The organism is Streptomyces griseobrunneus, from assembly GCF_046713465.1.
GTDB classification, from domain to species: domain Bacteria; phylum Actinomycetota; class Actinomycetes; order Streptomycetales; family Streptomycetaceae; genus Streptomyces; species Streptomyces microflavus.
On record NZ_CP177080.1, the window covers coordinates 5,135,317 to 5,156,572 of the forward strand.

19 protein-coding genes, 1 tRNA gene, 1 pseudogene and 1 riboswitch are annotated in these 21,256 nt (G+C 70.6%); of the genes and pseudogenes, 11 read left to right on the forward strand and 10 right to left on the reverse strand.

Translation table 11 applies throughout. The features are described 5' to 3' along the window. Positions 1-8: 8 nt before the first annotated feature. From rph to rdgB, 3 genes are all read left to right on the forward strand, one after another. Positions 9-746 (forward strand): ribonuclease PH, encoded by a 738-nt coding sequence (rph, locus tag ACK8N7_RS23375; RefSeq protein WP_355292826.1) that lies wholly within the window; start codon positions 9-11, stop codon positions 744-746. Between the two features lie 123 nt (positions 747-869). Beyond that, on the forward strand, positions 870-1,259 hold the full coding sequence (locus ACK8N7_RS23380) for a hypothetical protein (protein ID WP_403213221.1): 390 nt from the start codon (positions 870-872) through the stop codon (positions 1,257-1,259). An 81-nt stretch (positions 1,260-1,340) separates the two neighbouring features. Further along, a complete protein-coding gene (gene rdgB / locus ACK8N7_RS23385) occupies positions 1,341-1,943 on the forward strand; it encodes an RdgB/HAM1 family non-canonical purine NTP pyrophosphatase (RefSeq protein WP_500444025.1) in 603 nt (200 codons plus the stop codon). Between the two features lie 56 nt (positions 1,944-1,999). On the opposite strand, the gene ACK8N7_RS23390 is transcribed toward rdgB, so the two are convergent. The 5 genes and pseudogenes from ACK8N7_RS23390 to bcp all read right to left on the reverse strand — a co-directional run bounded on the left by ACK8N7_RS23390 (position 2,000) and on the right by bcp (position 5,380). Beyond that, a tRNA-Leu gene (locus ACK8N7_RS23390) sits at positions 2,000-2,084 on the reverse strand. 10 nt (positions 2,085-2,094) lie between these two features. Further along, positions 2,095-2,280 (reverse strand): annotated as a pseudogene (locus ACK8N7_RS23395) (HNH endonuclease signature motif containing protein); the annotation flags it as partial. Between the two features lie 126 nt (positions 2,281-2,406). After that, a complete protein-coding gene (locus ACK8N7_RS23400) occupies positions 2,407-3,066 on the reverse strand; it encodes an HNH endonuclease (protein WP_500444026.1) in 660 nt (219 codons plus the stop codon). 105 nt (positions 3,067-3,171) lie between these two features. Beyond that, the gene (gene proP, locus ACK8N7_RS23405; RefSeq protein ID WP_500444028.1) at positions 3,172-4,668 is read right to left on the reverse strand and encodes a glycine betaine/L-proline transporter ProP; all 1,497 of its coding nucleotides are present in this window, start codon (positions 4,666-4,668) and stop codon (positions 3,172-3,174) included. Positions 4,669-4,912: 244 nt separating this feature from the next. After that, on the reverse strand, positions 4,913-5,380 hold the full coding sequence (bcp, locus tag ACK8N7_RS23410; protein ID WP_015608808.1) for a thioredoxin-dependent thiol peroxidase: 468 nt from the start codon (positions 5,378-5,380) through the stop codon (positions 4,913-4,915). A gap of 131 nt (positions 5,381-5,511) precedes the next feature. Here bcp and ACK8N7_RS23415 point away from each other — a divergent pair, with 131 nt between their 5' ends. The 3 genes from ACK8N7_RS23415 (at position 5,512) to ACK8N7_RS23425 (ending at position 6,737) form a co-directional block, all read left to right on the forward strand. Continuing rightward, on the forward strand, positions 5,512-5,826 hold the full coding sequence (locus ACK8N7_RS23415) for a DUF3618 domain-containing protein (protein ID WP_015608807.1): 315 nt from the start codon (positions 5,512-5,514) through the stop codon (positions 5,824-5,826). A gap of 136 nt (positions 5,827-5,962) precedes the next feature. Beyond that, positions 5,963-6,265 carry a GroES family chaperonin gene (locus ACK8N7_RS23420; protein ID WP_043974418.1) on the forward strand — a complete coding sequence of 101 codons (303 nt, stop codon included), beginning with the start codon at positions 5,963-5,965 and terminating at the stop codon, positions 6,263-6,265. A gap of 56 nt (positions 6,266-6,321) precedes the next feature. Continuing rightward, positions 6,322-6,380: riboswitch (guanidine-III (ykkC-III) riboswitch) on the forward strand. Positions 6,381-6,416: 36 nt separating this feature from the next. Continuing rightward, positions 6,417-6,737: a DMT family transporter gene (locus ACK8N7_RS23425; protein ID WP_327218489.1), complete on the forward strand. Its 321-nt coding sequence runs from the start codon at positions 6,417-6,419 to the stop codon at positions 6,735-6,737. Between the two features lie 64 nt (positions 6,738-6,801). Here the strand turns inward: ACK8N7_RS23425 and ACK8N7_RS23430 are convergent, their stop codons facing one another. Then, a complete protein-coding gene (locus tag ACK8N7_RS23430; protein WP_500444030.1) occupies positions 6,802-9,186 on the reverse strand; it encodes a transglycosylase domain-containing protein in 2,385 nt (794 codons plus the stop codon). A 219-nt stretch (positions 9,187-9,405) separates the two neighbouring features. On the opposite strand from ACK8N7_RS23430, the gene ACK8N7_RS23435 reads away from it, so the two are divergent. From ACK8N7_RS23435 to ACK8N7_RS23450, 4 genes are all read left to right on the forward strand, one after another. After that, positions 9,406-10,206 carry an ABC transporter permease gene (locus tag ACK8N7_RS23435; protein ID WP_403213212.1) on the forward strand — a complete coding sequence of 267 codons (801 nt, stop codon included), beginning with the start codon at positions 9,406-9,408 and terminating at the stop codon, positions 10,204-10,206. Beyond that, the gene (locus tag ACK8N7_RS23440) at positions 10,199-11,077 is read left to right on the forward strand and encodes an ABC transporter permease (RefSeq protein ID WP_500444031.1); all 879 of its coding nucleotides are present in this window, start codon (positions 10,199-10,201) and stop codon (positions 11,075-11,077) included. The genes ACK8N7_RS23435 and ACK8N7_RS23440 overlap by 8 nt, the downstream gene beginning before the upstream one ends. An 11-nt stretch (positions 11,078-11,088) precedes the next feature. Continuing rightward, positions 11,089-12,108: an ABC transporter ATP-binding protein gene (locus tag ACK8N7_RS23445; protein ID WP_500444032.1), complete on the forward strand. Its 1,020-nt coding sequence runs from the start codon at positions 11,089-11,091 to the stop codon at positions 12,106-12,108. Between the two features lie 112 nt (positions 12,109-12,220). Continuing rightward, positions 12,221-12,946, forward strand: coding sequence for a DUF1707 SHOCT-like domain-containing protein (locus ACK8N7_RS23450; RefSeq protein WP_403213420.1), 726 nt, complete (start codon positions 12,221-12,223; stop codon positions 12,944-12,946). Between the two features lie 50 nt (positions 12,947-12,996). Here the strand turns inward: ACK8N7_RS23450 and ACK8N7_RS23455 are convergent, their stop codons facing one another. Further along, positions 12,997-14,238 carry an SGNH/GDSL hydrolase family protein gene (locus ACK8N7_RS23455; protein WP_500444033.1) on the reverse strand — a complete coding sequence of 414 codons (1,242 nt, stop codon included), beginning with the start codon at positions 14,236-14,238 and terminating at the stop codon, positions 12,997-12,999. Between the two features lie 97 nt (positions 14,239-14,335). On the opposite strand from ACK8N7_RS23455, the gene ACK8N7_RS23460 reads away from it, so the two are divergent. Continuing rightward, a complete protein-coding gene (locus ACK8N7_RS23460) occupies positions 14,336-15,871 on the forward strand; it encodes a DUF445 domain-containing protein (RefSeq protein WP_500444035.1) in 1,536 nt (511 codons plus the stop codon). A 147-nt stretch (positions 15,872-16,018) separates the two neighbouring features. Here the strand turns inward: ACK8N7_RS23460 and ACK8N7_RS23465 are convergent, their stop codons facing one another. From ACK8N7_RS23465 to ACK8N7_RS23475, 3 genes are all read right to left on the reverse strand, one after another. Further along, positions 16,019-16,960, reverse strand: coding sequence for a pseudouridine-5'-phosphate glycosidase (locus ACK8N7_RS23465; RefSeq protein WP_500444036.1), 942 nt, complete (start codon positions 16,958-16,960; stop codon positions 16,019-16,021). Next, positions 16,957-17,211 carry a tautomerase family protein gene (locus tag ACK8N7_RS23470; protein ID WP_500444038.1) on the reverse strand — a complete coding sequence of 85 codons (255 nt, stop codon included), beginning with the start codon at positions 17,209-17,211 and terminating at the stop codon, positions 16,957-16,959. Before ACK8N7_RS23470 ends, ACK8N7_RS23465 begins: the two co-directional genes overlap by 4 nt. 103 nt (positions 17,212-17,314) lie before the next feature. Next, on the reverse strand, positions 17,315-21,148 hold the full coding sequence (locus ACK8N7_RS23475; RefSeq protein WP_500444040.1) for an amino acid adenylation domain-containing protein: 3,834 nt from the start codon (positions 21,146-21,148) through the stop codon (positions 17,315-17,317). Positions 21,149-21,256 lie beyond the last annotated feature (108 nt).

Below are 21,256 nucleotides of genomic sequence, written 5' to 3' on the forward strand. Positions count from 1 at the left end.
TCGGCCCCATGTCTCGCATCGACGGCCGCACCCCCGAACAGCTCCGCCCCGTCACCATCGAACGCGGCTGGAGCAAGCACGCCGAGGGCTCAGTCCTCATCTCCTTCGGCGACACCAAAGTCTTCTGCACCGCCTCCGTCACCGAAGGCGTCCCGCGCTGGCGCAAGGGCAGCGGCGAGGGCTGGGTCACCGCCGAGTACTCCATGCTGCCCCGCTCCACCAACACCCGGGGCGACCGCGAAGCCGTCCGCGGCAAGATCGGCGGACGCACCCACGAGATCAGCCGCCTGATCGGCCGCTCCCTGCGCGCGGTCATCGACTACAAGGCCCTCGGCGAGAACACCATCGTCCTGGACTGCGACGTCCTCCAGGCCGACGGCGGCACCCGTACGGCCGCCATCACCGGCGCGTACGTCGCCCTCGCCGACGCCGTCGCCTGGGCCCAGGGCAAGAAGATCGTCAAGGCCGGACGCAAGCCGCTCACCGACACCGTCGCCGCGATCAGCGTCGGCATCGTCGACGGCACCCCGCTCCTCGACCTCTGCTACGAGGAGGACGTCCGCGCCGAGACCGACATGAACGTCGTCTGCACCGGCGACGGGCGCTTCGTCGAGGTCCAGGGCACCGCCGAGGGCGCCCCGTTCGACCGCAAGGAGCTCGGCTCGCTCCTGGACCTCGCCACCGCGGGCTGCGTCGACCTCGCCACACTCCAGCGCGACGCACTCGCAACCACCCGGGACGTGTAACGACTCACCCTCCGCGGGTAAAGAAGCAACCAAATACGCACCACAGAGCGTCATCACGAGCACGGGCGTACGGGTCGAACCGTGCGCCCGTCCGCGTACCGATCCCCGGGGAGGGACCGCACCATGGCTTCGCGCCGCCACCAACGCCTCGCACTCGCCACCGCCGCCACCTTGCTGACACTGACCACGGCCGTGGGCTGCGCAGGGCTCGACAAGGCCCTCGACTGCGTCCGCACCGCCGACGCCATCGCCACCAGCGTCGGCAACCTCCAGCAGGCCGTGTCCAGCGCCTCCGAGGACATCACCCAGGCATCGGAAGCCCTGGACGACATCGACCGCGAGCTCAAGAAGCTCGACGACACCACGGACAACGCCGACCTCTCCAAGGCGGTCGACGACCTCCAGACGGGCGTCACCGACGTGCGGGAGTCCATCGAGAGCGGCGACGCCACCCCGGACATCACCCCGGTGACGAACGCGGCGACGGAGATCGGCAAGGTCTGCACGCCGTAGGGGCGGTGGCGGGCGGACGGGCGGGCCGGCACGGGCGAGGGGCCGGGCCGGCCGGACACCTCGCCCGGCGATAATCGGTCCATGAAGCGCCTGATCCTCGCCACCCGCAACGCCGGGAAAATCACCGAACTGCACGCCATCCTCGCCGACGCGGGACTCGACCTCGACCTCGTCGGCGCGGATGCGTACCCGGACATCCCCGACGTCAAGGAGACCGGCGTCACCTTCGCCGAGAACGCGCTCCTCAAGGCCCACGCCCTGGCCCGGGCCACCGGCCTCCCCGCCGTCGCCGACGACTCGGGCCTCTGCGTCGACGTCCTCGGCGGCGCCCCCGGCATCTTCTCGGCCCGCTGGTCCGGCACCCACGGCGACGACGGGGCCAACCTCCGCCTGCTCCTCGCCCAGCTCGGCGACATCGCGGACGCACACCGCGGCGCGTACTTCGCCTGCGCCGCCGCCCTGGCCCTCCCCGACGGCACGGAACGCGTGGTCGAGGGCCGCCTGAACGGCACCCTGCGCCACACCCCGTCCGGGACAGGAGGCTTCGGCTACGACCCGATCCTCCAGCCTGAGGGCGAGACCCGCACGTGCGCGGAGCTCACCCCGGCGGAGAAGAACGCGATCAGCCACCGCGGCAAGGCGTTCCGGGCGCTGGTGCCGGTGGTGCGGGAGTTGGCGGGGTAGGCCGGAGACGGGAAACGGCCTGCGCATCAGTACTTCGATGCGCAGGCCGTTCTCGGTGCGGCGGAAGGGATTCGAACCCTCAAGCCGTTTCACGGGCCACAGATCCTAAGTCTGCTGTGTCGCCAGTTGCACCACCGCCGCCAGACGCATGTCATCGTACCGGGCGAGGCGGCCCGGCCGGTGTGAGAGTTCCCTGGCGCGCGACCCTGCGTGCGCCCCCTCGGCACCAGGTGGTGGTGACGGTATGGCAGTTCGGGCAGAGCAACTGAAGGTTCTCGGCGCGGTCGTCGCTCCGGTCGCCGTTGATGTGGTCGATCTCCAGAGTGATGGGCGATCCGCCTCAGCAGATGGAGGTGGAGCTTCGCGTAGGGACGAGTACCAAGGAACCTGATGACCTCGTCGATGTCCGAGCAACGCTCTGCGGCCTCGATCAGCCGCTCGCGGGTGTACTGCTGTCTCTGGTTCACCGGCCGCCGCCGTGCCCGGCACGACGCCCCTTGCCGCGACCGCGGTACGTGTCCGTAGCCGAATGACAGTTGGGGCAGAGGAGCCGCAGATTCTCCGGACGGTTGTCGCTCCACCTGCCGTTGATGTGGTCCACCTCAAGCGGGAGCGGCCTGCCACGCCAGAGCGGTTCCGTTCCGCAGAGGGCACAGCGTTCCGCCACACCGAGCGCGGCCATGGCGGTCTTGAGGCGGGAGCTGGGAATACGGCGAGGGTGTGGTGAGCAGTCGACCACCAGCAGCTTTTCGGGCGGAAGGTGACGCTTCGTTGTCCCGGCACGCGAGGGTGGGGCGAAGTGTGAGGTGTCGATGCCGTACGCCTTGATGCGTCTGCTGATGTTGCTGTGGTGGCCCCCCACAGCCTCCAGGCCGAGGCGCCGCAACACGTCGTAGACGCTGTTCGACAGGGCGACCACGGGCACCAGCACTTCTCTGGTCCAGCGAGTGCCCTCGCGCTCGAAGTGCTCCGTGGCTATGCCCATCTTCCGCATGCGGTCACGGACATACCGCCGCGTCGGGCTCTTCGGATCCACCCCGAGCTTCGTCAACGCCTCCGAGAGCGTCCGCGACGACGCGGCCGCCCCCGCCAGTCGCTCCCGTGTGTACGGGCTGTTCCCCATGCCCCTCCGTCTCCGGCCGCGCGTTCGAAGCCTCGTACGGAGCAACGAACCGTTTATCGGATGGGCACGTCCGAAATCCGGAGGGGGCTTTCAAGAGGGAAGGCGTCAGAACTTCGGTTCCGGCGCCTGCGCGTGGACCAGTTCCGCCGCCTCCTCGTCCGTCTCCACCGAGGGCGGGGAGCCGGCCAGGGGCTGTTGGGCGGTCTCCTTCATGCAGGCGACCGAGATCACGCCGACCAGGGCCGCCGCCATCGCGTAGTACGCGGGCATCAGGTTGGAGCCGGTCCAGCTGATCAGGGCCGTGATCACCAGCGGGGTCGTACCGCCGAAGATCGACGCGGAGAGGTTGTAGCCCACCGACAGGGACCCGTAGCGGACGTGCGTCGGGAACAGGGCGGGCAGGGCCGCCGACATCGTGCCGAGCATGCAGACCAGGGAGAGGCCCAGCAGCAGCATGCCGACCGTGATCGGGAGGATGCCGTCGATCCGGATGAGGAGGAACGCCGGGAGGGAGAGGAAGAGGAAGCCCAGCATGCCCGTCATCAGCAGCGGTTTGCGGCCGAAGCGGTCGGAGAGCTTGCCGACCTGGCTGATGATCGCCATCAGGAACACCATCACCGCCAGCAGGATCAGCAGCCCGTGGGTCTCGCTGTAGCCGAGCTCGTCGGAGAGGTACGTCGGCATGTACGACAGCAGCATGTAGTCGGTGATGTTGTACGCGCCGACCAGGCAGATGCAGAGGATCAGCGTCGGCCAGTACTCCCGGAAGATCTTGGCGAGGTCGCCCTTGGCGGTCGACTCGACGCCGTCCGCCGCCTCGCTCGCGTGTGCCGTGCCGCCCTCCAGCTTCTGGAAGGCCGGGGTCTCGTCCAGGCGCAGTCGCAGATAGAGGCCGACCAGGCCCAGCGGGCCCGCGACGAGGAACGGGATCCTCCACCCCCAGGACTCCATCTGCGCGTCGTTCAGGAGGGCGTACAGGGCCGTCACGAGGCCCGCCGCGCCGACGTACCCCGCCAGGGTGCCGAACTCCAGGAAGCTGCCGAAGAAGCCGCGGCGCTTGTCGGGGGCGTACTCGGCGATGAACGTGGACGCGCCGCCGTACTCACCGCCCGTGGAGAAGCCCTGGAGCATCCGGAAGAAGATCAGCAGGACCGCGGCCCAGACGCCGATCGTCTCGTGCGAGGGGATCAGGCCGATGGCGAACGTGCCGACCGCCATCAGGATCATCGTCAGCGCGAGGACCTTCTTCCGGCCGACCTTGTCACCCATCGGGCCGAAGAACATGCCGCCGAGCGGTCGTACGAGGAAGGCCACCGCGAAGGTCGCGAAGGAGGAGAGGAGCTGCGTCGTCTCGTTCCCGGACGGGAAGAACACGTGTCCGATGGTGACGGCCAGGTAGGAGTAGATGCCGAAGTCGAACCACTCCATGGCGTTGCCCAGCGATGCGGCTTTCACGGCGCGCTTCACCGCGGCGTCGTCCGTGACGGTGATGTCCGTCCGGCGCAGCCTGGGGTTCCTCCGCTTCCGGACGGCCCGGAAGAGCGTGGGGTGGCGCTTGACCGCTTCGGGGTCGGCCGCCTTGTGGGGGTCGGGGGCCGCCATGGCCGGTTCCTTTCCTCGGAGGGTGTTCCAGGAAAGGCTTCTGCGCGGTCGTGGCGGTCGCAAACCGACTTCTTGGCCGGTTGCGATGTCCCTCACATGTTCTCGACATCGTTCCGGGGCGGACCCGGGGTTGCCGTGCGGGCTGGGCGCCCCCTGGTGCCCGGGGCGGAGGCCCGCCCGGCCCGGCCGCCCCGGTGGCCCATCCGGGGCGGTTGAGCCGGGGCGGACCGGGCGAGCCGGAGGGTCAGATGCCCAGGTCCCTGATGATCTTCGCCACGTGACCGGTCGCCTTGACGTTGTAGAAGGCGTGCTCGACCTTGCCGTCCTCGTCGACGACGACGGTGGAGCGGATGACGCCCGTCACCACTTTGCCGTAGAGCTTCTTCTCGCCGAAGGCGCCGTACGCCTCCAGCGTCTCCTTCGACGGGTCGCCGACCAGCGTGACCTTGAGGTTCTCCTGCTCGCGGAACTTCGCCAGCTTCTCCGGCTTGTCGGGCGAAACGCCGATGACGTCGTACCCGGCGCCCGCGAGGAGGTCGAGGTTGTCCGTGAAGTCGCAGGCCTGCTTGGTGCAGCCGGGGGTAAGAGCTGCCGGGTAGAAGTAGACGATGACCTTGCGGCCCTTGTGGTCCGCGAGCGAGACCTCGTTGCCGTCGGCGTCGGGAAGGGTGAAGGCGGGGGCGGGGTCGCCGGGCTTGAGTCGCTCGCTCATGTGGTTCTCCTCGGGTGGTGCGCGGGTCGGACGGGACCGAGCGTAATAGGGGTGCCGCCGGGTGCGCGGGGGTTCGAGCTGACAGACTGTCGATGAAGGTTTACCGGAGAGACGACCACGGAGGCGGCGCAGTGTCGGATGCCAGGACCCCTGCGCAGATCGAGGCGGACATCATCAGCAGGCGTGAGCAGCTCGCTGTGGTGCTCGACGAGATCGGGGTGCGGGTACACCCGAAGACGATCATCGGCGATGCGAAGGCCAAGGCGGCCCAGACCGTGGACCGGACCGCCGGCCGCGCGTTCGTCGCGGTGAATCGTTCGGTGTCACAGGTGAAGGCGCAGTTCGTCGCGGCGGACGGCTCGCCGCGACTGGAGCGGGTGATCCCCGCCGCGCTGCTGGTGGTGGGTGTGGTGGGCCTGCTCACCCTCTCGAAGCGCCGCACGTGACCGGTCTCCCCCGGGAGGCGCACGGGCCCCTCAGGCGTGCGCGCCGGAGCGGTGACGGTAGGTTGCGGGCGTGAGCGACAGAACCCACGACATCACGCGCGGCAGCGGCCACGACGATGACAAGCTGCCCATCCGCATGCTGCACGACCGTGTCCTGGTGCGGAACGACACCGCCGAGGGCGAGCGGCGCTCCGGCGGCGGCATCCTGATCCCGGCGACGGCGGCGGTGGGCCGGCGGCTCGCCTGGGCCGTGGTCGTCGCGGTCGGTCAGAACGTGCGGACGGTGGAGCCCGGCGACCGGGTGCTGTACGACCCCGAGGACCGTGCCGAGGTCGAGGTGCGGGGCGTGGCGTACGTGCTGATGCGGGAGCGCGATCTGCACGCGGTGGCGGCGGACCGGTTCGAGGGTTCGGTGGACTCGACCGGGCTGTATCTGTAGGACCCATGGCGGGAGGGCCTGGTGACCATGGTCACCAGGCCCTTTCCTCGTTTTTTGCTACGGTGGAACCACCCCGACGAGACGCGCCGTACCGGGTTGGCAAAGACGACGCACCCGTTCTGTTCGCGTGGTTTCGTCGGAGGTGCCTGTCATGGCCTGGATTCTGTTGCTCGTCGCCGGTCTGCTCGAAGTGGGCTGGTCGATCGGGATGAAGTACACCGAGGGGTTCACCCGGCTGTGGCCGAGCGTGTTCACCGGCCTCGGGATCGTGGCGAGCATGGTGCTGCTGTCGCACGCCGCGAAGACGCTGCCGATCGGTACGGCGTACGGCGTGTGGGTCGGCATCGGCGCTGCCGGTGCGGCGATCCTGGGCATGGTCGTGCTGAACGAACCGGTGACCGCCGCCAGGATCTTCTTCGTCTGTCTGCTGCTGGTCGCGGTGGTGGGGCTGAAGGCGACGTCCGGGCACTGACGCCTGGGGGTGCCCGGTCACTCACCTCTGGGGATGTCCGGTCACCGGTCCCTGGGGAAGTGGGTCACTCGCCCGGGTAGCGGGCGCCCCGGACGCCTTCGATGAGACCGCCGAGGGTGCCCGTTCCGCCGTCGCCGGTGTCCCCGGTGGTGCCTCCGTCCGTCCCCGTTCCGGTTCCGCCGTCTCCTCCGGTCGCTCCGCCGTCCGTGCCTCCGCTCCCGCCGTCCGTGGTGGATCCCGTGGTGTTGTCGCTGCTCGGCGGGGCTGACGAGGTGGGGGCCGAGGGGGTGGTGGCGGCCGGGGCGCTGGGGGAGGTGCCGGTGGGGGAGTCGTCGGGCGTGACCGGTTCGGTGGTTCCGGTCTCCTCGTCACCCGGCTCCTGCGGTTCGTCGGAGCCGGGGGCCGTTTCGAGATCGAACTCCTGGGCCGGGGAGGAGCGCAGGGCCGCCTCCGTGTAGGCGGCCCAGGTCTCGGCGGGGACCCCGCCGCCGTTGACGCGGTCCAGGCCGAGGGCTCCGTACAGCGGGGTCTGGACACCGGATTCGGGGTCCTGGCCCATCACGGCGACGACGGTCGCGAGGTCGGGGGTGTACCCGGCGAACCAGGCGGCCTTGTCCTCCTCGGCGGTGCCGGTCTTGCCGACGGCGGGGCGGCCCGCTGCCTGGGCGGCGGAGCCGGTGCCGCCCTCGACGACGGAGCGGAGGAGTGCGGTGGTGGTGTCGGCGGCCTCGCGGGTGACGGTCTGTTCCGTCTTCCGGTCGGGCAGCTCGATGTCCGTACCGTCCTTGGTGATCTTCTCGACGAGGGTGTACGAGCTGTGCCGCCCGTGGTTGGCGAGGGTCGCGTACGCCTCGGTGAGGTCCAGGACGCTGGCGGTGGCGGGGCCGAGCGCGATGGAGGGGGAGGCGGTGAGGTCGGGGGTGGTCTTCGGGATGCCGAGGGCGAGTGCGGTCTCGCGGACCTTGTCGGGGCCGACGTCCTGGGCCATCTGCGCGTATACGGAGTTGACGGACTTGTCGGTGGCGGTGCGGACGGTGATCTGCCCGTAGTCGACGTCGTCCTCGTTGGCGGGCTCGTATCCGGTGGAACCCTGCGGCCCCTGGACGGTCCGCTTGTTGGTGCCGTCGTAGTACGTCTCGGGGGTGATGCGCCGCCCGTCGAGGGTGGTCGAGTCGTTGGCGACGGCGGAGGTGAAGACGAACGGCTTGAAGGTGGAGCCGACCTGGTAGTCGCGGCGGGTGGCGTTGTTGACGTACTGCTTCGTGTAGTCGACGCCGCCGTACATCGCGACGACCTCGCCGGTCTCCGGGACGATGGAGGCGCCCCCGACGCGCACGTTCTTGTCGGCCTCGCGGTCGCCGCTCCGCTTCTTCATCACGTTGTCCCTGACCGCTGCGACGAAGGCGTCCTGCTTCTTCTTGTCGAGGGTGGTGGTGATGCGGTGGCCGCCGGTGGCGAGGGTCTTCGCGTCGATGACGCCGTTGCCGGTGAGGTACTCCTCGACGGCCTGCACCAGGTAGCCGCGCTGGCCGGAGAGGCCGGTGGAGGGCTTGGCCTCGCCGGGTACGGGGAACTCGGTCGTCGACCGTTCCCCGGAGTCGAGCCAGCCCTCCTTGACCATGCCGTCCAGGACGTAGTTCCAGCGGTTCAGGGCGGCGGGCCTGTTGTCGGGGTGGGCGACGACGTCGTACGCGCTGGGGGCGTTCAGCAGGGAGGCGAGGTACGCGCCCTCGGCGGTGGTGAGGTCCTCGACGTTCTTGCCGTAGTACGCCTGGGCGGCGGCCTGGATGCCGTACGCGTTGCGCCCGAAGTAGCTGGTGTTGAGGTAGCCCTCGAAGATCTGGTTCTTGCTCTGCTCGCGGTTGAGCTTGATGGCGATGAAGAACTCCTTGGCCTTGCGGACGACGGTCCGCTCCTGGCCGAGGTAGTAGTTCTTGACGTACTGCTGGGTGATGGTGGAGCCGCCCTGCTTGCCCTTGCCGGTCGCGGTGTTCCAGCCGGCCCGGAACATGGCCTTCACGTCGACGGCGGGCTGGGAGTAGAAGTCGCGGTCCTCGGCGGCCAGCACGGCCTGCTGAACGGTCCGGGGCACCTGGGAGAGCTTGATCTTCTCCCGGTTCACCTCGCCGTCGCGGGCCAGGACGCTGCCGTCCTTGTAGAGGTAGACGTTGGACTGCGCGTCGGCGCCGGCGTTGGCGGCCGGGATGCCGACGAGCTGGTAGCCGGCGAAGAACCCGCCGCCGAGCAGGAGGGCGGCGAGCAGGAAGGTCCCGAGGAGCATCCGCCAGGTGGGGAAGAGGCGGCGCCAACCGGTCCGCTTGGGGCGTTTCGTGCGCCCCTTCTTTCCCGGTGCCTTGCCCTGCGCTCCCTGCGCGCCCTCGTCGTCCCCGGGGCTCGGCGAGGCGGCTGAGGGGTCCCGAGGGGCCCAGGTCTGGTGCTCGTCGCTCATGTCGGTGGGGGCTCCTCGGGTGCGGTCGGTGCTCCCATAGTGCCCGTTTCGCGGGGAAACCCTCGTATCATCCTCCGATCTCCCCCGTTCTCCGGTACCCGGCACCGCTGGAAAAGCGGTCGCGGCCGTCCTCTTCGGTGCTCTAAGGTCTTGCGCTTTGGTGTCCGGAGCCGGGGAGCGGGTCTCCCGGCCCGGTGGCGGCGGGGGAGAGGGGGCGGCGTGCGGCTGTACGCAGTGGTGGCGGCGGGCGGGTTCCGGCGTTACGCCACGTACCGGACGGCGACGGCCGCGGGGGTGTTCACCAATACCGTCTTCGGCTTCATCCTGGCCTACACCTACATCGCCCTGTGGGACGAACGTCCCCAGCTCGGCGGGTACGACATGTCCCAGGCGCTGGCGTACGTCTGGATCGGGCAGGGCCTGCTCGCGGCCTGCGCCATGATGGGCGGCGGCTTCGAGGACGAGCTGATGGAGCGGATCCGTACGGGGGACATCGCCGTGGATCTGTACCGCCCGGTCGACCTCCAGCTGTGGTGGCTGGCGGGGGACCTGGGCCGGGCGGCGTTCCAGCTGTTGGGGCGCGGGGTGGTGCCGATGCTCGCGGGGGCGCTCGCCTTCGACATCGCGCTCCCCGGCTCGCCGTGGATCTGGCCGGCGTTCCTCCTCTCCGTGCTGCTGGGCATCGTCGTGAGCTTCGCCGTGCGCTTCCTGGTCGCGCTGTCGGCGTTCTGGCTGCTGGACGGCGCGGGCGCGACCCAGATGGCCTGGCTGCTGGGGCTGTTCTTCTCCGGGATGCTCCTGCCGCTGCCGCTGTTCCCCGGGCTGCTGGGCGAGGTGGCCCGGATGCTGCCGTGGTCCTCGCTGCTTCAGATCCCCGCCGATGTGTTCCTCGGCAGGTACACGGGGTGGGAGCTGATGGAGGCCTACGCGTTCCAGGGGGCCTGGGCGGTGGCGCTGCTGCTGGCGGGGCGGCTGCTCCAGAGCGTGGCGACGAGGAGGGTGGTGGTGCAGGGTGGCTGAGACGGTGGCGGTGCGGCCCGACGAGAGCCGGGAACCGGTCGGCTTCGCGTACGAGGAGCGGCCCGGGCTGCTGGAGGGGCTGCGCGCGTACCGGCTGATCGTGGCGATGTGGGTGCGCTCCACGATGGCGTACCGGGCCTCGTTCGTCATGACGACGTTCGGGAACCTCGCGGTGACGGCATTCGACTTCCTCACGATCGTGCTGATGTTCACCCACGTCGACGCGCTGGGCGGCTACACGCTGCCGGAGATCGCCCTGCTGTACGGGGTGTCGGCGACCGCGTTCGGCCTGTGTGACCTGCTCCTGGGGTCGATGGAGCGGCTGGGCCGCCGGGTGCGGGACGGAACGCTCGACACCCTGCTGGTACGGCCGGTCCCGGTGCTGGCGCAGGTGGCGGCGGACCGGTTCGCGCTGCGCCGGATCGGGCGGGTCGTCCAGGGGCTGGCGGTGCTCGGCTACGCGCTCATCACCCTGGACATCGCGTGGACGCCGCTGAAGGTGGCGATGCTGCCGGTGATGGTGATCAGTGGTGCGGCGGTCTTCGGGGCGGTCTTCGTGTTCGGGGCGGCCTTCCAGTTCGTCGCGCAGGACGCCTCGCAGGTGCAGAGCGCGTTCACCTACGGCGGGGCGACGCTGCTCCAGTACCCGCCGACGATCTTCGCGAAGGACCTGGTGCGCGGGGTGACGTTCGTGGTCCCGCTGGCCTTCGTCAGCTGGCTGCCCACGCTGTACGTGCTGGACCGGGAGTATCCGCTGGACCTGCCGGAGTGGGTGGCGTTCCTGTCGCCGGTGGTGGCCGTGGCGTTCGGGGCGCTGGCCGGGCTCGCGTGGCGGGCGGCGCTGCGGACCTACCGGAGTACGGGCAGTTGAGGAAGAGGGAGTTGGACACGGTGGACGGGTTCGCACAAGAGGTCACGGGCGCGGGCGGTGACGGCTTCATCACCCTCGACGGCGTCGAGAAGGTCTTCCAGGTCCGCCGCCGGGCAGGCCTGCTGCGCCGGGAACGGCATGAGGTCCGGGCCGTGGACGGGATCAGCTTCCAGGTCGCGCGCGGTGAGATGGTCGGCTACATCGGCCCGAACGGGGCCGGCAAGTCGACCACGATCAAGATGCTGACCGGCATCCTCACCCCGAGCGGCGGCCGGCTGCGCGTGGCGGGGATCGACCCGTCCCGGGAACGTACGCGCCTGGCGCACCGCATCGGCGTGGTCTTCGGCCAGCGGACCACCCTCTGGTGGGACCTGCCGCTGCGCGACTCGTACCGGCTGATGCACCGCATGTACCGCATCCCGGACCGCCGTTACCGGGAGAACCTGGACCGTTGCGTCGAACTCCTCGACCTGGCAGCGCTGTTGGAGGTCCCCGTACGGCAGCTCTCGCTGGGCCAGCGGATGCGGGGCGATATCGCGGCGGCCCTGCTGCACGATCCCGAGGTGCTCTATCTGGACGAGCCGACGATCGGGCTCGATGTGATCTCGAAGGCCAAAGTGCGCCAGTTCCTCAAGGAGTTGAACGCGGAACTCGGGACCACGGTCCTGTTGACGACGCACGACCTGACCGACATCGAGCAGCTGTGCCGGCGGGTGATGGTGATCGACCACGGCCGTCTGATGTACGACGGTCCGCTCGCCGGTCTCCATGAGGTGGGGGAGAGCGAGCGGATGCTGGTGGTGGACCTGGAGCGCGAGCTCCCGCCGATCGAGCTGAAGTCCGACGGATCGGGGCCGGGTCTGCGGGCGGTCAAGGTGGAGGGCCCGCGCCAGTGGCTGGCCTTCCCCGCCTCGGCGTCGGCCGCCCCGCTGGTGGCGCGGATCGCGGCGGAGTACCCGCTGATGGACCTGTCGGTGCGGGAGCCGGACATCGAGGCCGTGATCGCGAGGATGTACGAGGCGGCGCCGTGAGGGGTCTTCGGCCCACCGGCCGAGCCGACGCGCGCGAGGCCCGGGTCTGCATGTCTGTGCCGGAACGGCTGTGTTCAATAGGCTGCGCGGTATGACAAGTGACCGTCCGGAAATGCGTGCCTCCGATGCTGAGCGTGAGCGGATCGCCGAGTTGCTGAGGGAGGCCGTGGCCGAGGGCCGGCTGGAGATGGACGAGTTCGAGCAGCGCCTCGAAACGGCCTACACGGCCCGTACGCACGGGGAGTTGGAGCCGCTCGTCCAGGACCTTCCGGCGCCCGGCACGGCGGTGGCCCCGGTGGGCTCCTCCGCGCCCGCCCCGCTGCGGGGTTCCGCCGCGAACTGGCCCGCCCGGATCGGCTCCACCGCCACCTCCAACGGCGGGTTCGCCCTCTGGGGCGGCTTCAACCGGAAGGGCCGCTGGACGGTGGGCCGGAAGTTCACCGCGTTCGCGATGTGGGGCGGCGGTGAGATCGACCTGCGCGAGGCGGACTTCGAGGACCGCGAGGTCGTCATCCGCTGCATCGCGATCATGGGCGGCATCCATGTGACGGCCCCGCCGGAGCTGAACGTGGACGTCCGGGGCGTCGGCATCATGGGCGGTTTCGGCGAAGGCCCGAACGAGGACGGCGAGACCGTTCCGGAGGCCCCGCGTGTACGCATCACTGGCCTCGCCCTGATGGGCGGCGTCGGCGTGGAGCGCAAGCGGACGAAGGCGGAGCGCCGCCGTCTGAAGGAGGCGGAGGAGGCCGCGGAGATCGAGCGGGCGGTCCGCGCGCGGCAGCGGCTGGAGGGCCCGGACACGGGACCGGGGGGCGGCGGCCGCAAGGAGCTGGGCTGAGAGCCCTGGCCCGACGTCACCGCACGGCGCCTACGTCATCTCACGGCTCCTCACAGCTCGTCGGACTTCGGTGTGCGGGCCCGCTCCACGGACGTCAGGTCCACCCGCTCGCCGAGCGCCCGGTACCCGGCGTCGTTGAAGTGCAGGTGGTCGCCGGAGTCGTACGCCGCCCGGACCCTGTTCGGCGCGTAGGGGTCACGTACCGCCTCGTCGAAGTCGACGTACGCGTCGAAGACGGTGCCCGACCGGATCTGCTCGTTGACCGCGAGGCGTACGGCGTTGCGCTCGGGCGTCCAGGTGGGGAAGCCCTCGAACGGGGTCAGGGTCGCGCCGACGACCGTCAGTCCGCGGGCCCGCGCCTGCTCGGCGAGGGTGCGCAGGCCGGCCACGATGCGTCCGGCGTCGGGCTCCTGCGGGGCCTGCTGCACGTCGTTGATGCCGAGGGCCACGATCACGGTGCGGGCCCCGGTGACCGAGAGCGCGTCCCGCTCGAACCGGGCGGTGCCGGCCTCGCCCGCCGAGCCCCGGGTGAGGAGCCGGTTGCCCGCGATGCCCGCGTTGGCGACCCCGTACCGGCCGCCGAGGCGGTCCGCGAGGACGTCGGTCCAGCGGGTGTTGGCGTCGTCGGTGGAGCCGCTGCCCGCGGTGAGCGAGTCCCCGATGACGACGACGGTGCCGGGTACGGCCTCGTTGCGGACGTCCACGGCGGTCAGGTGGCGCCACTTGGTGGTGGACCAGGTGGCGTTCCCGTCGGCCAGGTAGGACGTCTGGTGGGTGTTCGGGTGGTAGGTCACGGGGCCGCCCGCGCGCGGGGTGCGGAAGGCGACCTGGAGGTCGGAGTCGGGTGCGACAGGCACGACGACCGGGTCGCTGACGACCCGCCCGCCGGCCGCGACGGTGACGGAGGTGGCGCCGTCGAAGGTCACCGGCCGGGTGTTGACCGTGGCCCGGTCGACGAGGAGCGGGACGGTCCCGTAGAGGTTGGAGAGCGTGATCCGGGCTGCGTCCCCGCCGACGCTGGTGTGCACGACGTTACGGATGGTGCTGCCGGGAAGACCGTTGCCGGTGCCCGGCTCCGCGCCGACGGGTGCGGTGGTCCAGGTGGCGACCCAGTTCCCGCCGGTGTTGGCGGGGGCGACGGGGTTGCGGGCCGCCGCGTGCGTCTCGGCCGGCGGCAGCGGGGCCGCCCGGGGGCCGGTGAACAGCGTCGTGCCGAGCACGGCGGCGACGGCGAGTAGGGCGGTGCCCGCCAGTAGGGCGATGAGCAGGGCGTACCCCTGGCGCCTGGGCATGTGCGGTGGTTCTCCTTGTGATGATCGTGCTGGTCCCATGATGCGGCAGGCCGCGGGGAACTCGGCGTGCGGCCCGGGAGTAGGGGAAGTAGGGACAATGCGTACCTCGCGGGGGCGAGGGGTCCGCGGACGGCTGGATCGGCGGGAACGGGTGGAACGGGTGGAGCGGATGGAACGGACCGGTTCCGGAGAGCAGGACGCGGTGCAGCAGCCAGGGGATGAGCCGAACTCCGGAGGAACCGGGTCCGGAACGCGGACCGACGCCCGTAAGGAGCTCGGACCGGGCACGGCGGGCGGCGCCGGGCTCGGGCCCGGGAGGGGTGCCGGTTCCGCGAGGGGGTCCAGGTCGTCCGGGCTGGGCCCGCTGGCCTCGTTCGCGTACACCGCCGCCGACGAGGAGAAACAGCGCGGCGTACGGCGCATGAAGCTCACGGCGACCGGCCTCCTTCTGCTCGTCGCACTGGTCTATGTCCTGGCCACCTGGGCTGAGCACTCAGGTGTGAAGGGCTGGCCGGGCTACGTCGCGGCGGCTGCCGAGGCGGGGATGGTGGGCGCTCTGGCGGACTGGTTCGCCGTCACCGCGCTCTTCCGGCGCCCGCTCGGCCTGCCCATCCCCCACACCGCCATCATTCCCACCAAGAAGGATCAGCTAGGACAGTCCCTCGGTTCCTTCGTAGGCGAAAACTTTCTCTCCGGAGACGTCATTCGTGACCGAATTCACGCTCTGGGGGTCGGCCGCAGGGTCGGCGCGTGGCTTTCTGAGCCGGCCCACGCCGACCGGGTCACCGCCGAGTTGGCGACGGCGCTGCGCGGCGCGCTGACGGTGCTGCGTGACTCCGACGTCCAGGCGGTCGTCGGCGAGGCCATCACCCGGCGGGCGAACGCGGCGGAGGTCGGCCCCGGGCTCGGCAAGATGCTGGAGCGGGTCGTGGAGGACGGCGGCCACCGCAAGGTCGTCGACCTCGTCTGCGTACGGGCGCACGACTGGCTGGTGGAGCACGGCGACTCGGTGATGGACGCGGTGCAGGGCGGGGCGCCGGGCTGGACCCCGCGCTTCGTGGACAAGCGGGTGGGCGAGCGGGTCTACAAGGAACTGCTGCGGTTCGTCACGGAGATGCGGGACATGCCGGGCCACCCGGCGCGCGGCTCCATCGACACGTTCCTCACCGACTTCGCGGCCGACCTGCAGAGCGACTCCGACACCCGGGCCCGGGTGGAGCGGCTGAAGTCGGAGATCCTGGGCCGCGGTGAGGTGCAGGACGTCATCGCGTCGGCATGGTCCTCCGTCCGTACGATGATTCTCGCGGCGGCCGAGGACGAGCGCAGCGAACTGCGGCTGCGGGCCCGCGCGTCGCTGATGTCGCTGGGCGCGAAGCTGGCGAGCGACGAGCGCCTCCAGGGCAAGCTGGACGGCTGGCTGGAGGACGCGGCGGTGTACGTGGTCACGACCTACCGGGCCGAGATCACCTCGCTGATCAGCGAGACGGTGGCGGGCTGGGACGCGGACCAGACGTCGAAGAAGATCGAGGCGCACATCGGCCGTGACCTGCAGTTCATCCGCATCAACGGCACGGTGGTGGGCGCGCTGGCGGGCCTGGCGATCCATACGGTGTCGCGGGCGCTGGGGGGCTGAGGCGCCCCACGGGGCCGGGGCTTTTTGCGGAGCCGTGGGTTCCGGGTGCGTACCCGTCCTGTCGTACGGATACGCACCCGGCTTACACGGGGGAGTTGCCCGGTAGTACGGGGCCGGGGCGGCGGGTGTTCAACGCGCCGCCCCCCGTCATGAACCGGTGCCCAGGTGACGGGCGTAGGCGGCGGCCAGTCTGCCCCCGGTCTCGGCGGTGGAGATGAGGACGGCCATGTTGGCCTGGGCCGTCCGGCCTCCGGTCGCCCGGTCGACGGCACGCATCAGGTACTTGGTGAGTCCCTGGCCGCTGACCCCGTCCTGTTCCGCCTGGGCGAGCGCCTCTGTGATCGCCTGCTCCGCCTCGGCGGAGTCCACCGCGTCCTCGGGGCGCGGGGGTGTGGTGATGACCACCGAGCCGGGGTGGCCGGCCGCCCAGTGGGTGGCGACGATCCGGGCCAGCAGGTCGTCGTCGTCCACGCGGTGCGGGGAGCGCACCCCGCTGGAGGCGCAGTAGAAGGCCGGGAAGTCGTCGGAGCCGGTGGAGATCACCGGGACGCACTGGGTCTCCAGGTACTCCATGGTCAGCTTCAGGTCGAGGATCATCTTGGCGCCCGCGCAGACGACCGCCACCTTGGACCGTGTCAGCTGGATCAGGTCCGAGGAGACGTCCATCGTGGTCTGCGCACCCCGGTGGACCCCGCCGAGGCCGGCCGAGGCGAAGAACGGGATCCCGGCGAGCTCGGCCGCGACCAGGGAGGAGGCGACGGTGGTGGCGCCCCGCCCTCCCCGGGCCAGGACGACCGGCAGGTCACGGCTGGAGACCTTCGGGATGCCCGGCTCGGAGGCGAAGCGTTCGATGTCGCTGTCGGTCATGCCGACCCTTATCGCACCGCCGTCCAGGCAGATCGTGGCGGGAACGGCGCCGCCCTTGCGCACGGCGGCCTCCACCTTGTGGGCGGTCTCCGCGTTGTCCGGGTAGGCCAGACCGTGCGTGATGACGTTGGATTCCAGCGCGACGACCGGGCGGCCCTCGTGCAGGGCCTCGCGGACCTCTTCGGTGTGGACGACCGGGATCGGGGAGGTGGCGGTGGTCATCGGCTTCCTTCGGTCGTGGCGGGCTGGTCGTAGCCGGGGCGCTTCCACAGCAGGTGGGAATGTGCCTCGATCTGCGGCCGGTAGACCCGCTCGGTCCACTCGGACGGCTCGACAGGTTCCACGGCTATGGACACGGCGTCCGGCCCGGTGCCGAAGACCCGGGTGACGGCTTCGGTCAGGGCGTCGACCAGGTCGGCCTTCTCGGCCTCGGTGAACGTGCGGGTGAAGTGCTGGATGTGTACGTGTGGCACGCGGTGGGTCCCTTTCGGTTGTGGTCACTCCCCACGGCTGAGGAACAGCGGTACGGGGGAGTGGTGTTCCGGGCCGGTGAGCGGCCCGATGGCGGAGTCCGGGCTACAGGAAGGCGTCCAGGCCGCGTATGCGGGCGGTCAGTTCCCCGACACCGTTCTCCTTCAGCACGTCGTAGTGGTCGCCCGCCAGGCAGATCACCCGTGGCGGTTCTGCCGAGTAGCCGGAGCTGTTCTCCAGGAACGAGTAGTCGTCACCCCGCGCCTTGAATATCGTCACCGGGGCTTCGATACGGCGCTCGCGCAGTTCGCGGAAGGTGTACTCGAACTCGTAGGTCGCTGCGACCACCTTGGTGATGCGGCGGATCGTCCCCTCGTCGAGCGCGGGCATCCGCCGGTGCACGAAGGCCACGAAGGAATCCTCGTCGGCGGTCTCGCGGAGGCAGGCGTCCACTGCGGGCCCGTGGACTGTCCCCGCGAACACGGAGTGGAGGATGGTGACGTAGACCGGGTTGGCGAACGACGCCTCGCGGCCCCACCGTCGGCCGGCCTCCGTCCGGACGTGCGGGTTCCCCGGGCAGATCAGCAGCAGGTTCTCCACCTTCTCGCCCGCCTGCTCCAGCTGCCAGGCGGCCTCGAAGGCGACCCGGGCGCCGAATGAGTAGCCCCAGAGCGTGTACGGCCCCGTGGGCTGGGTCCGGCGTATCTCGGCGATGTCCGCCTCCGCCATCCGCCGGATGGTGGCGTGGGGTGACTCGCCGGGGTTGACGCCGTACGCCTGGACCCCGGTCACCGACAGCTCACCGCCGAAGCCCAGCGCCAGCGCGCGCAGGTTCATGGGGTAGCCGCCGAGGCCGGGCCAGGCGAAGACCTGGGTGTCCGGGCCTTCGGCGTTGAGCCGCACCAGTCGGGAGGCTGCCCCACGGGCACCGCCGTCGATGCACGCCGCCAGATCGGCCAGCATCGGTGTGTCGAAGACCGTCTGCAGGGGGAGTCGCGTCCCGAACCTCCTGTTCACCCGGTTCACCAGCGCCACCGAGTGCAGGGAGTTGCCGCCCGAGGAGAAGAACTCGTCCTGGGTGGAGACCTCTTCGTAGCCCAGCAGCCGGCCCCACTCCGCGGCCAGCCACCGCTCGGTCGGTGTGGTCGGCTCGACGTGCGGGGCGGCGGTGCCCACGGCGCTCACCTCGGGCAGGTGAGCGGTGGCCTTGAGGTCGGTCTTGCCGTTGGCCGTGACCGGCAGCCGGTCCACCACGACCACGCGCGCGGGGACCATGTAGTCGGGGAGGAACTGTGCGGCGTCGTCGCGGATCATCTCCGCGGGCCCCTTGGTGTGCACGGCGTCCTCGTTCATCCCCTCGTGCTCGGCCTGTTCGGCGGAGACCTGTCCGCCCACGAAGAAGTACGAGGCCGGGGCGGCGGGTACGCCTGCGCGGGTCAGCAGATCGTCCAGGCGCAGCGAGGCCGGCAGCGGGTGGCCGGACCGCGAGGAGTACCCCGATGACATGAGCCCCATGCCCGGAACACGCTGGAGGCGGTGCAGCAGGGTCCCGAGGACGATGTAGTGCCGCCACGCGTCACTCGCCCGCGACACGGCGCTCACGCCGAAGGAGGCCCGGTCGAACACGCCCTGGTTGATCGCGATGACGTGGCGCCGGTCCACCACCTGCTCGCCCAGCGGTTCCAACGAGCCCTCCTGGTACCGGTACAGCCCGCCGGGCAGCCCGTCGACCCGGTCACCGTGCGCCTGGACGAACAGCTCCACCTCCTCCGGGCGGGTCCCGTCCTGGTGGGGGACCACCGCGAAGGTGCCGAGGTAGTGGTCCTCCTCCGCCACGTCGAGCCGTGACTTCGCGGCGGGGGTGAAGCCGGCCGGGAGTACCGCCAGGCCGAGGCGGGGCAGTACCTCTTCCAGTACGCCGAGCATGTGCCCGGCCTCGAACTCCAGTACCTCGACGATGTTGTTCTTGTAGACCGGCTCGATCGCCCGCCGCTTCCCGAGGAAGTGGAGCCTCAGACCGGGGGCGTTGCCCTCGTGGGGGTGGTCGCCGACGCGGACCAGGGTGTGGTCGACCGGGTGGTGGTAATAGATGCCGGAGAGCCCGGCGACGCCGTCGATCTCCAGGTAGAGCTGGGTGGCGTAGAGGGCTCCCGGTGAGGCGTAGGCGTACTTCGGCAGCAGCCTGTCGGGGCTGCGGTGCGGCCCCAACCACGCCAGTAACCATCCGAGTTCCCCGGTCGTGAGCGCGGTGACCTCGCGTGGGGGCGCGGCCTGGACCGGGCGCGGGGCGAGCAGTGCGCGCAGACCTTCCGCAGTCGCCCGTCCGCCCTCGTAGAACCGGTAGGACTTGCGTGCGAAAGCTGCCTGCCGCTGCTCCGCCGACGCCCCCGGGCCCGGGAGGCGGACGGCCGGTCGCCCGATGAGCTCGGCCGGCTCCCGCAGCCCGGGGTTGGCGAGCTGCGCCTTGACCTGGAGTTTGGAGGACTTCGACTGGTGATGCCCGGCGTCGGTGCGGCCCTGGTCCATCACCGCCGCCGTACGCTCGTTGAGTTCGACCGCGGCGACGAGGACCTGTGAGCCGGTTCTGGGGTTGTCGGTGACCACTGCGGCGGCCTTGCGCACCCAGGTGTGCTCCTCGACGCGCGAAGCGACCTCTTCCAGCTCGACCCGGTAGCCGCGCAGTTTGACCTGGTTGTCGGTGCGGCCCTCGTACTGGATCGTGCCGTCGGCGTTCCACCGTGCCAGGTCGCCGGTCCGGTACAGGCGCCGGGTGGGATCGGACGGCGGGACGATGAAGCGCTCCCGCGTCACCTCGGGCCGCCCGATGTAGCCGCGGGCCACCTGGACCCCGCCGATGAACAGCTCCCCGCTCCGTCCGACGGGCACAGGGCGGAGGTCCTGGTCCAGGATGTGGCAGGTGACGTCGTCCGCCGGTCTGCCGATGGGCAGCAGGTGGGGGCTCGCGTCGTCGAGGGCGTCCGGGTCTATTCGGTGGGAGGTCGCGTTGATGGTGGCCTCGGTCGGGCCGTAGAGGTTGACCAGTGAGATGCCCGGCAGGGTGCGGAACAGATCCTGGCCGAGGGAGCGGGTCAGCGCCTCACCGCCCGAGAAGATCCGTGTGAGTGTGGAGCAGGTGTCGAGTTCACCGGTGTCGACGAGGGCCCGCAGCAGTGTGGGCACTCCCTGGAGGGCGCTGACGCCGTGTTCGCGGATCACGGCGATGATGCTCAGGGGATCACGGAACGAACCTGGCGGGCTCATGACAATACGAGCGCCGGCCGCGCAGGCGAGGACCTCCCACTGCGCCGCGTCGAAGCTGATCGGCGTCTTCTGCAGGACGGACACTTCCGGGCCGAGGTATCCGCAGCGCTCCAGCCACCGTAACTGCGCGACGATGCTGCGGTGTTCGATCATCACGCCCTTGGGGCTGCCCGTGCTGCCCGAGGTGTGGATGACGTACGCCAGGTGGCGCTCCCGTGCCTCGGGCAGCGGATGTCCGCCGCCCGGGGCCGTGGCCTCCTCGACGGTGACCACCACGGTCCCCTCGGGAACCAGGCCCCGGAGGCGGTCGCGTAGGTGGGACTGGGTGAGGACCACCTGGACACCCGCGTCGGCGGCCATGTAACGCAGCCGCGAATCCGGATAGTCGGGCGAGAGCGGGAGATAGGCGGCGCCGGCCGCGAGGATGCCCCACACGCTCGTCACCAGGTCGGCGGAGGGCTCCACGAGGAGCCCGACACAGGTGTCGGGCGAGACCCCGATGCCGACCAGGTGGGAGCCCACCCGTTCGGCGGCGGCGTTGAGCTCTCCGAAGCTGAGGCGGCCTTCGGCCGAGACCACGGCGACGTCGTCGCGCCGCTCACGCGCCTGGCGGCGCAGCAGGCCCGGCAGCGACGCGTGCCGCTGGAGTATTTCGGGTGCCGACGTTCTTGTGCTCATTTCTGAAGATCCCCCGGGAAGTGTGATCTGCGATGGTTCCGGCCGCGTCGGCCGGGTGTGCCGGTGCCGGCTGGTGCTGATCGTGCGAGGCGAACTCATGGGCTGAGA

Excerpts from the sequence above, each read along its gene's own strand:
- ACK8N7_RS23430 (WP_500444030.1), bottom strand. The coding sequence starts at position 9,186 with ATGAGCGACGAGCACCAGACCTGGGCCCCTCGGGACCCCTCAGCCGCC.
- ACK8N7_RS23425 (WP_327218489.1), top strand. The coding sequence starts at position 6,417 with ATGGCCTGGATTCTGTTGCTCGTCGCCGGTCTGCTCGAAGTGGGCTGG.
- ACK8N7_RS23455 (WP_500444033.1), bottom strand. The coding sequence starts at position 14,238 with ATGCCCAGGCGCCAGGGGTACGCCCTGCTCATCGCCCTACTGGCGGGC.
- ACK8N7_RS23475 (WP_500444040.1), bottom strand. The coding sequence starts at position 21,148 with ATGAGCACAAGAACGTCGGCACCCGAAATACTCCAGCGGCACGCGTCG.
- ACK8N7_RS23460 (WP_500444035.1), top strand. The coding sequence starts at position 14,336 with ATGCGTACCTCGCGGGGGCGAGGGGTCCGCGGACGGCTGGATCGGCGG.
- ACK8N7_RS23380 (WP_403213221.1), top strand. The coding sequence starts at position 870 with ATGGCTTCGCGCCGCCACCAACGCCTCGCACTCGCCACCGCCGCCACC.
- rdgB (WP_500444025.1), top strand. The coding sequence starts at position 1,341 with ATGAAGCGCCTGATCCTCGCCACCCGCAACGCCGGGAAAATCACCGAA.
- ACK8N7_RS23465 (WP_500444036.1), bottom strand. The coding sequence starts at position 16,960 with ATGACCACCGCCACCTCCCCGATCCCGGTCGTCCACACCGAAGAGGTC.
- rph (WP_355292826.1), top strand. The coding sequence starts at position 9 with ATGTCTCGCATCGACGGCCGCACCCCCGAACAGCTCCGCCCCGTCACC.
- bcp (WP_015608808.1), bottom strand. The coding sequence starts at position 5,380 with ATGAGCGAGCGACTCAAGCCCGGCGACCCCGCCCCCGCCTTCACCCTT.
- ACK8N7_RS23420 (WP_043974418.1), top strand. The coding sequence starts at position 5,963 with ATGCTGCACGACCGTGTCCTGGTGCGGAACGACACCGCCGAGGGCGAG.
- ACK8N7_RS23400 (WP_500444026.1), bottom strand. The coding sequence starts at position 3,066 with ATGGGGAACAGCCCGTACACACGGGAGCGACTGGCGGGGGCGGCCGCG.
- ACK8N7_RS23450 (WP_403213420.1), top strand. The coding sequence starts at position 12,221 with ATGCGTGCCTCCGATGCTGAGCGTGAGCGGATCGCCGAGTTGCTGAGG.
- proP (WP_500444028.1), bottom strand. The coding sequence starts at position 4,668 with ATGGCGGCCCCCGACCCCCACAAGGCGGCCGACCCCGAAGCGGTCAAG.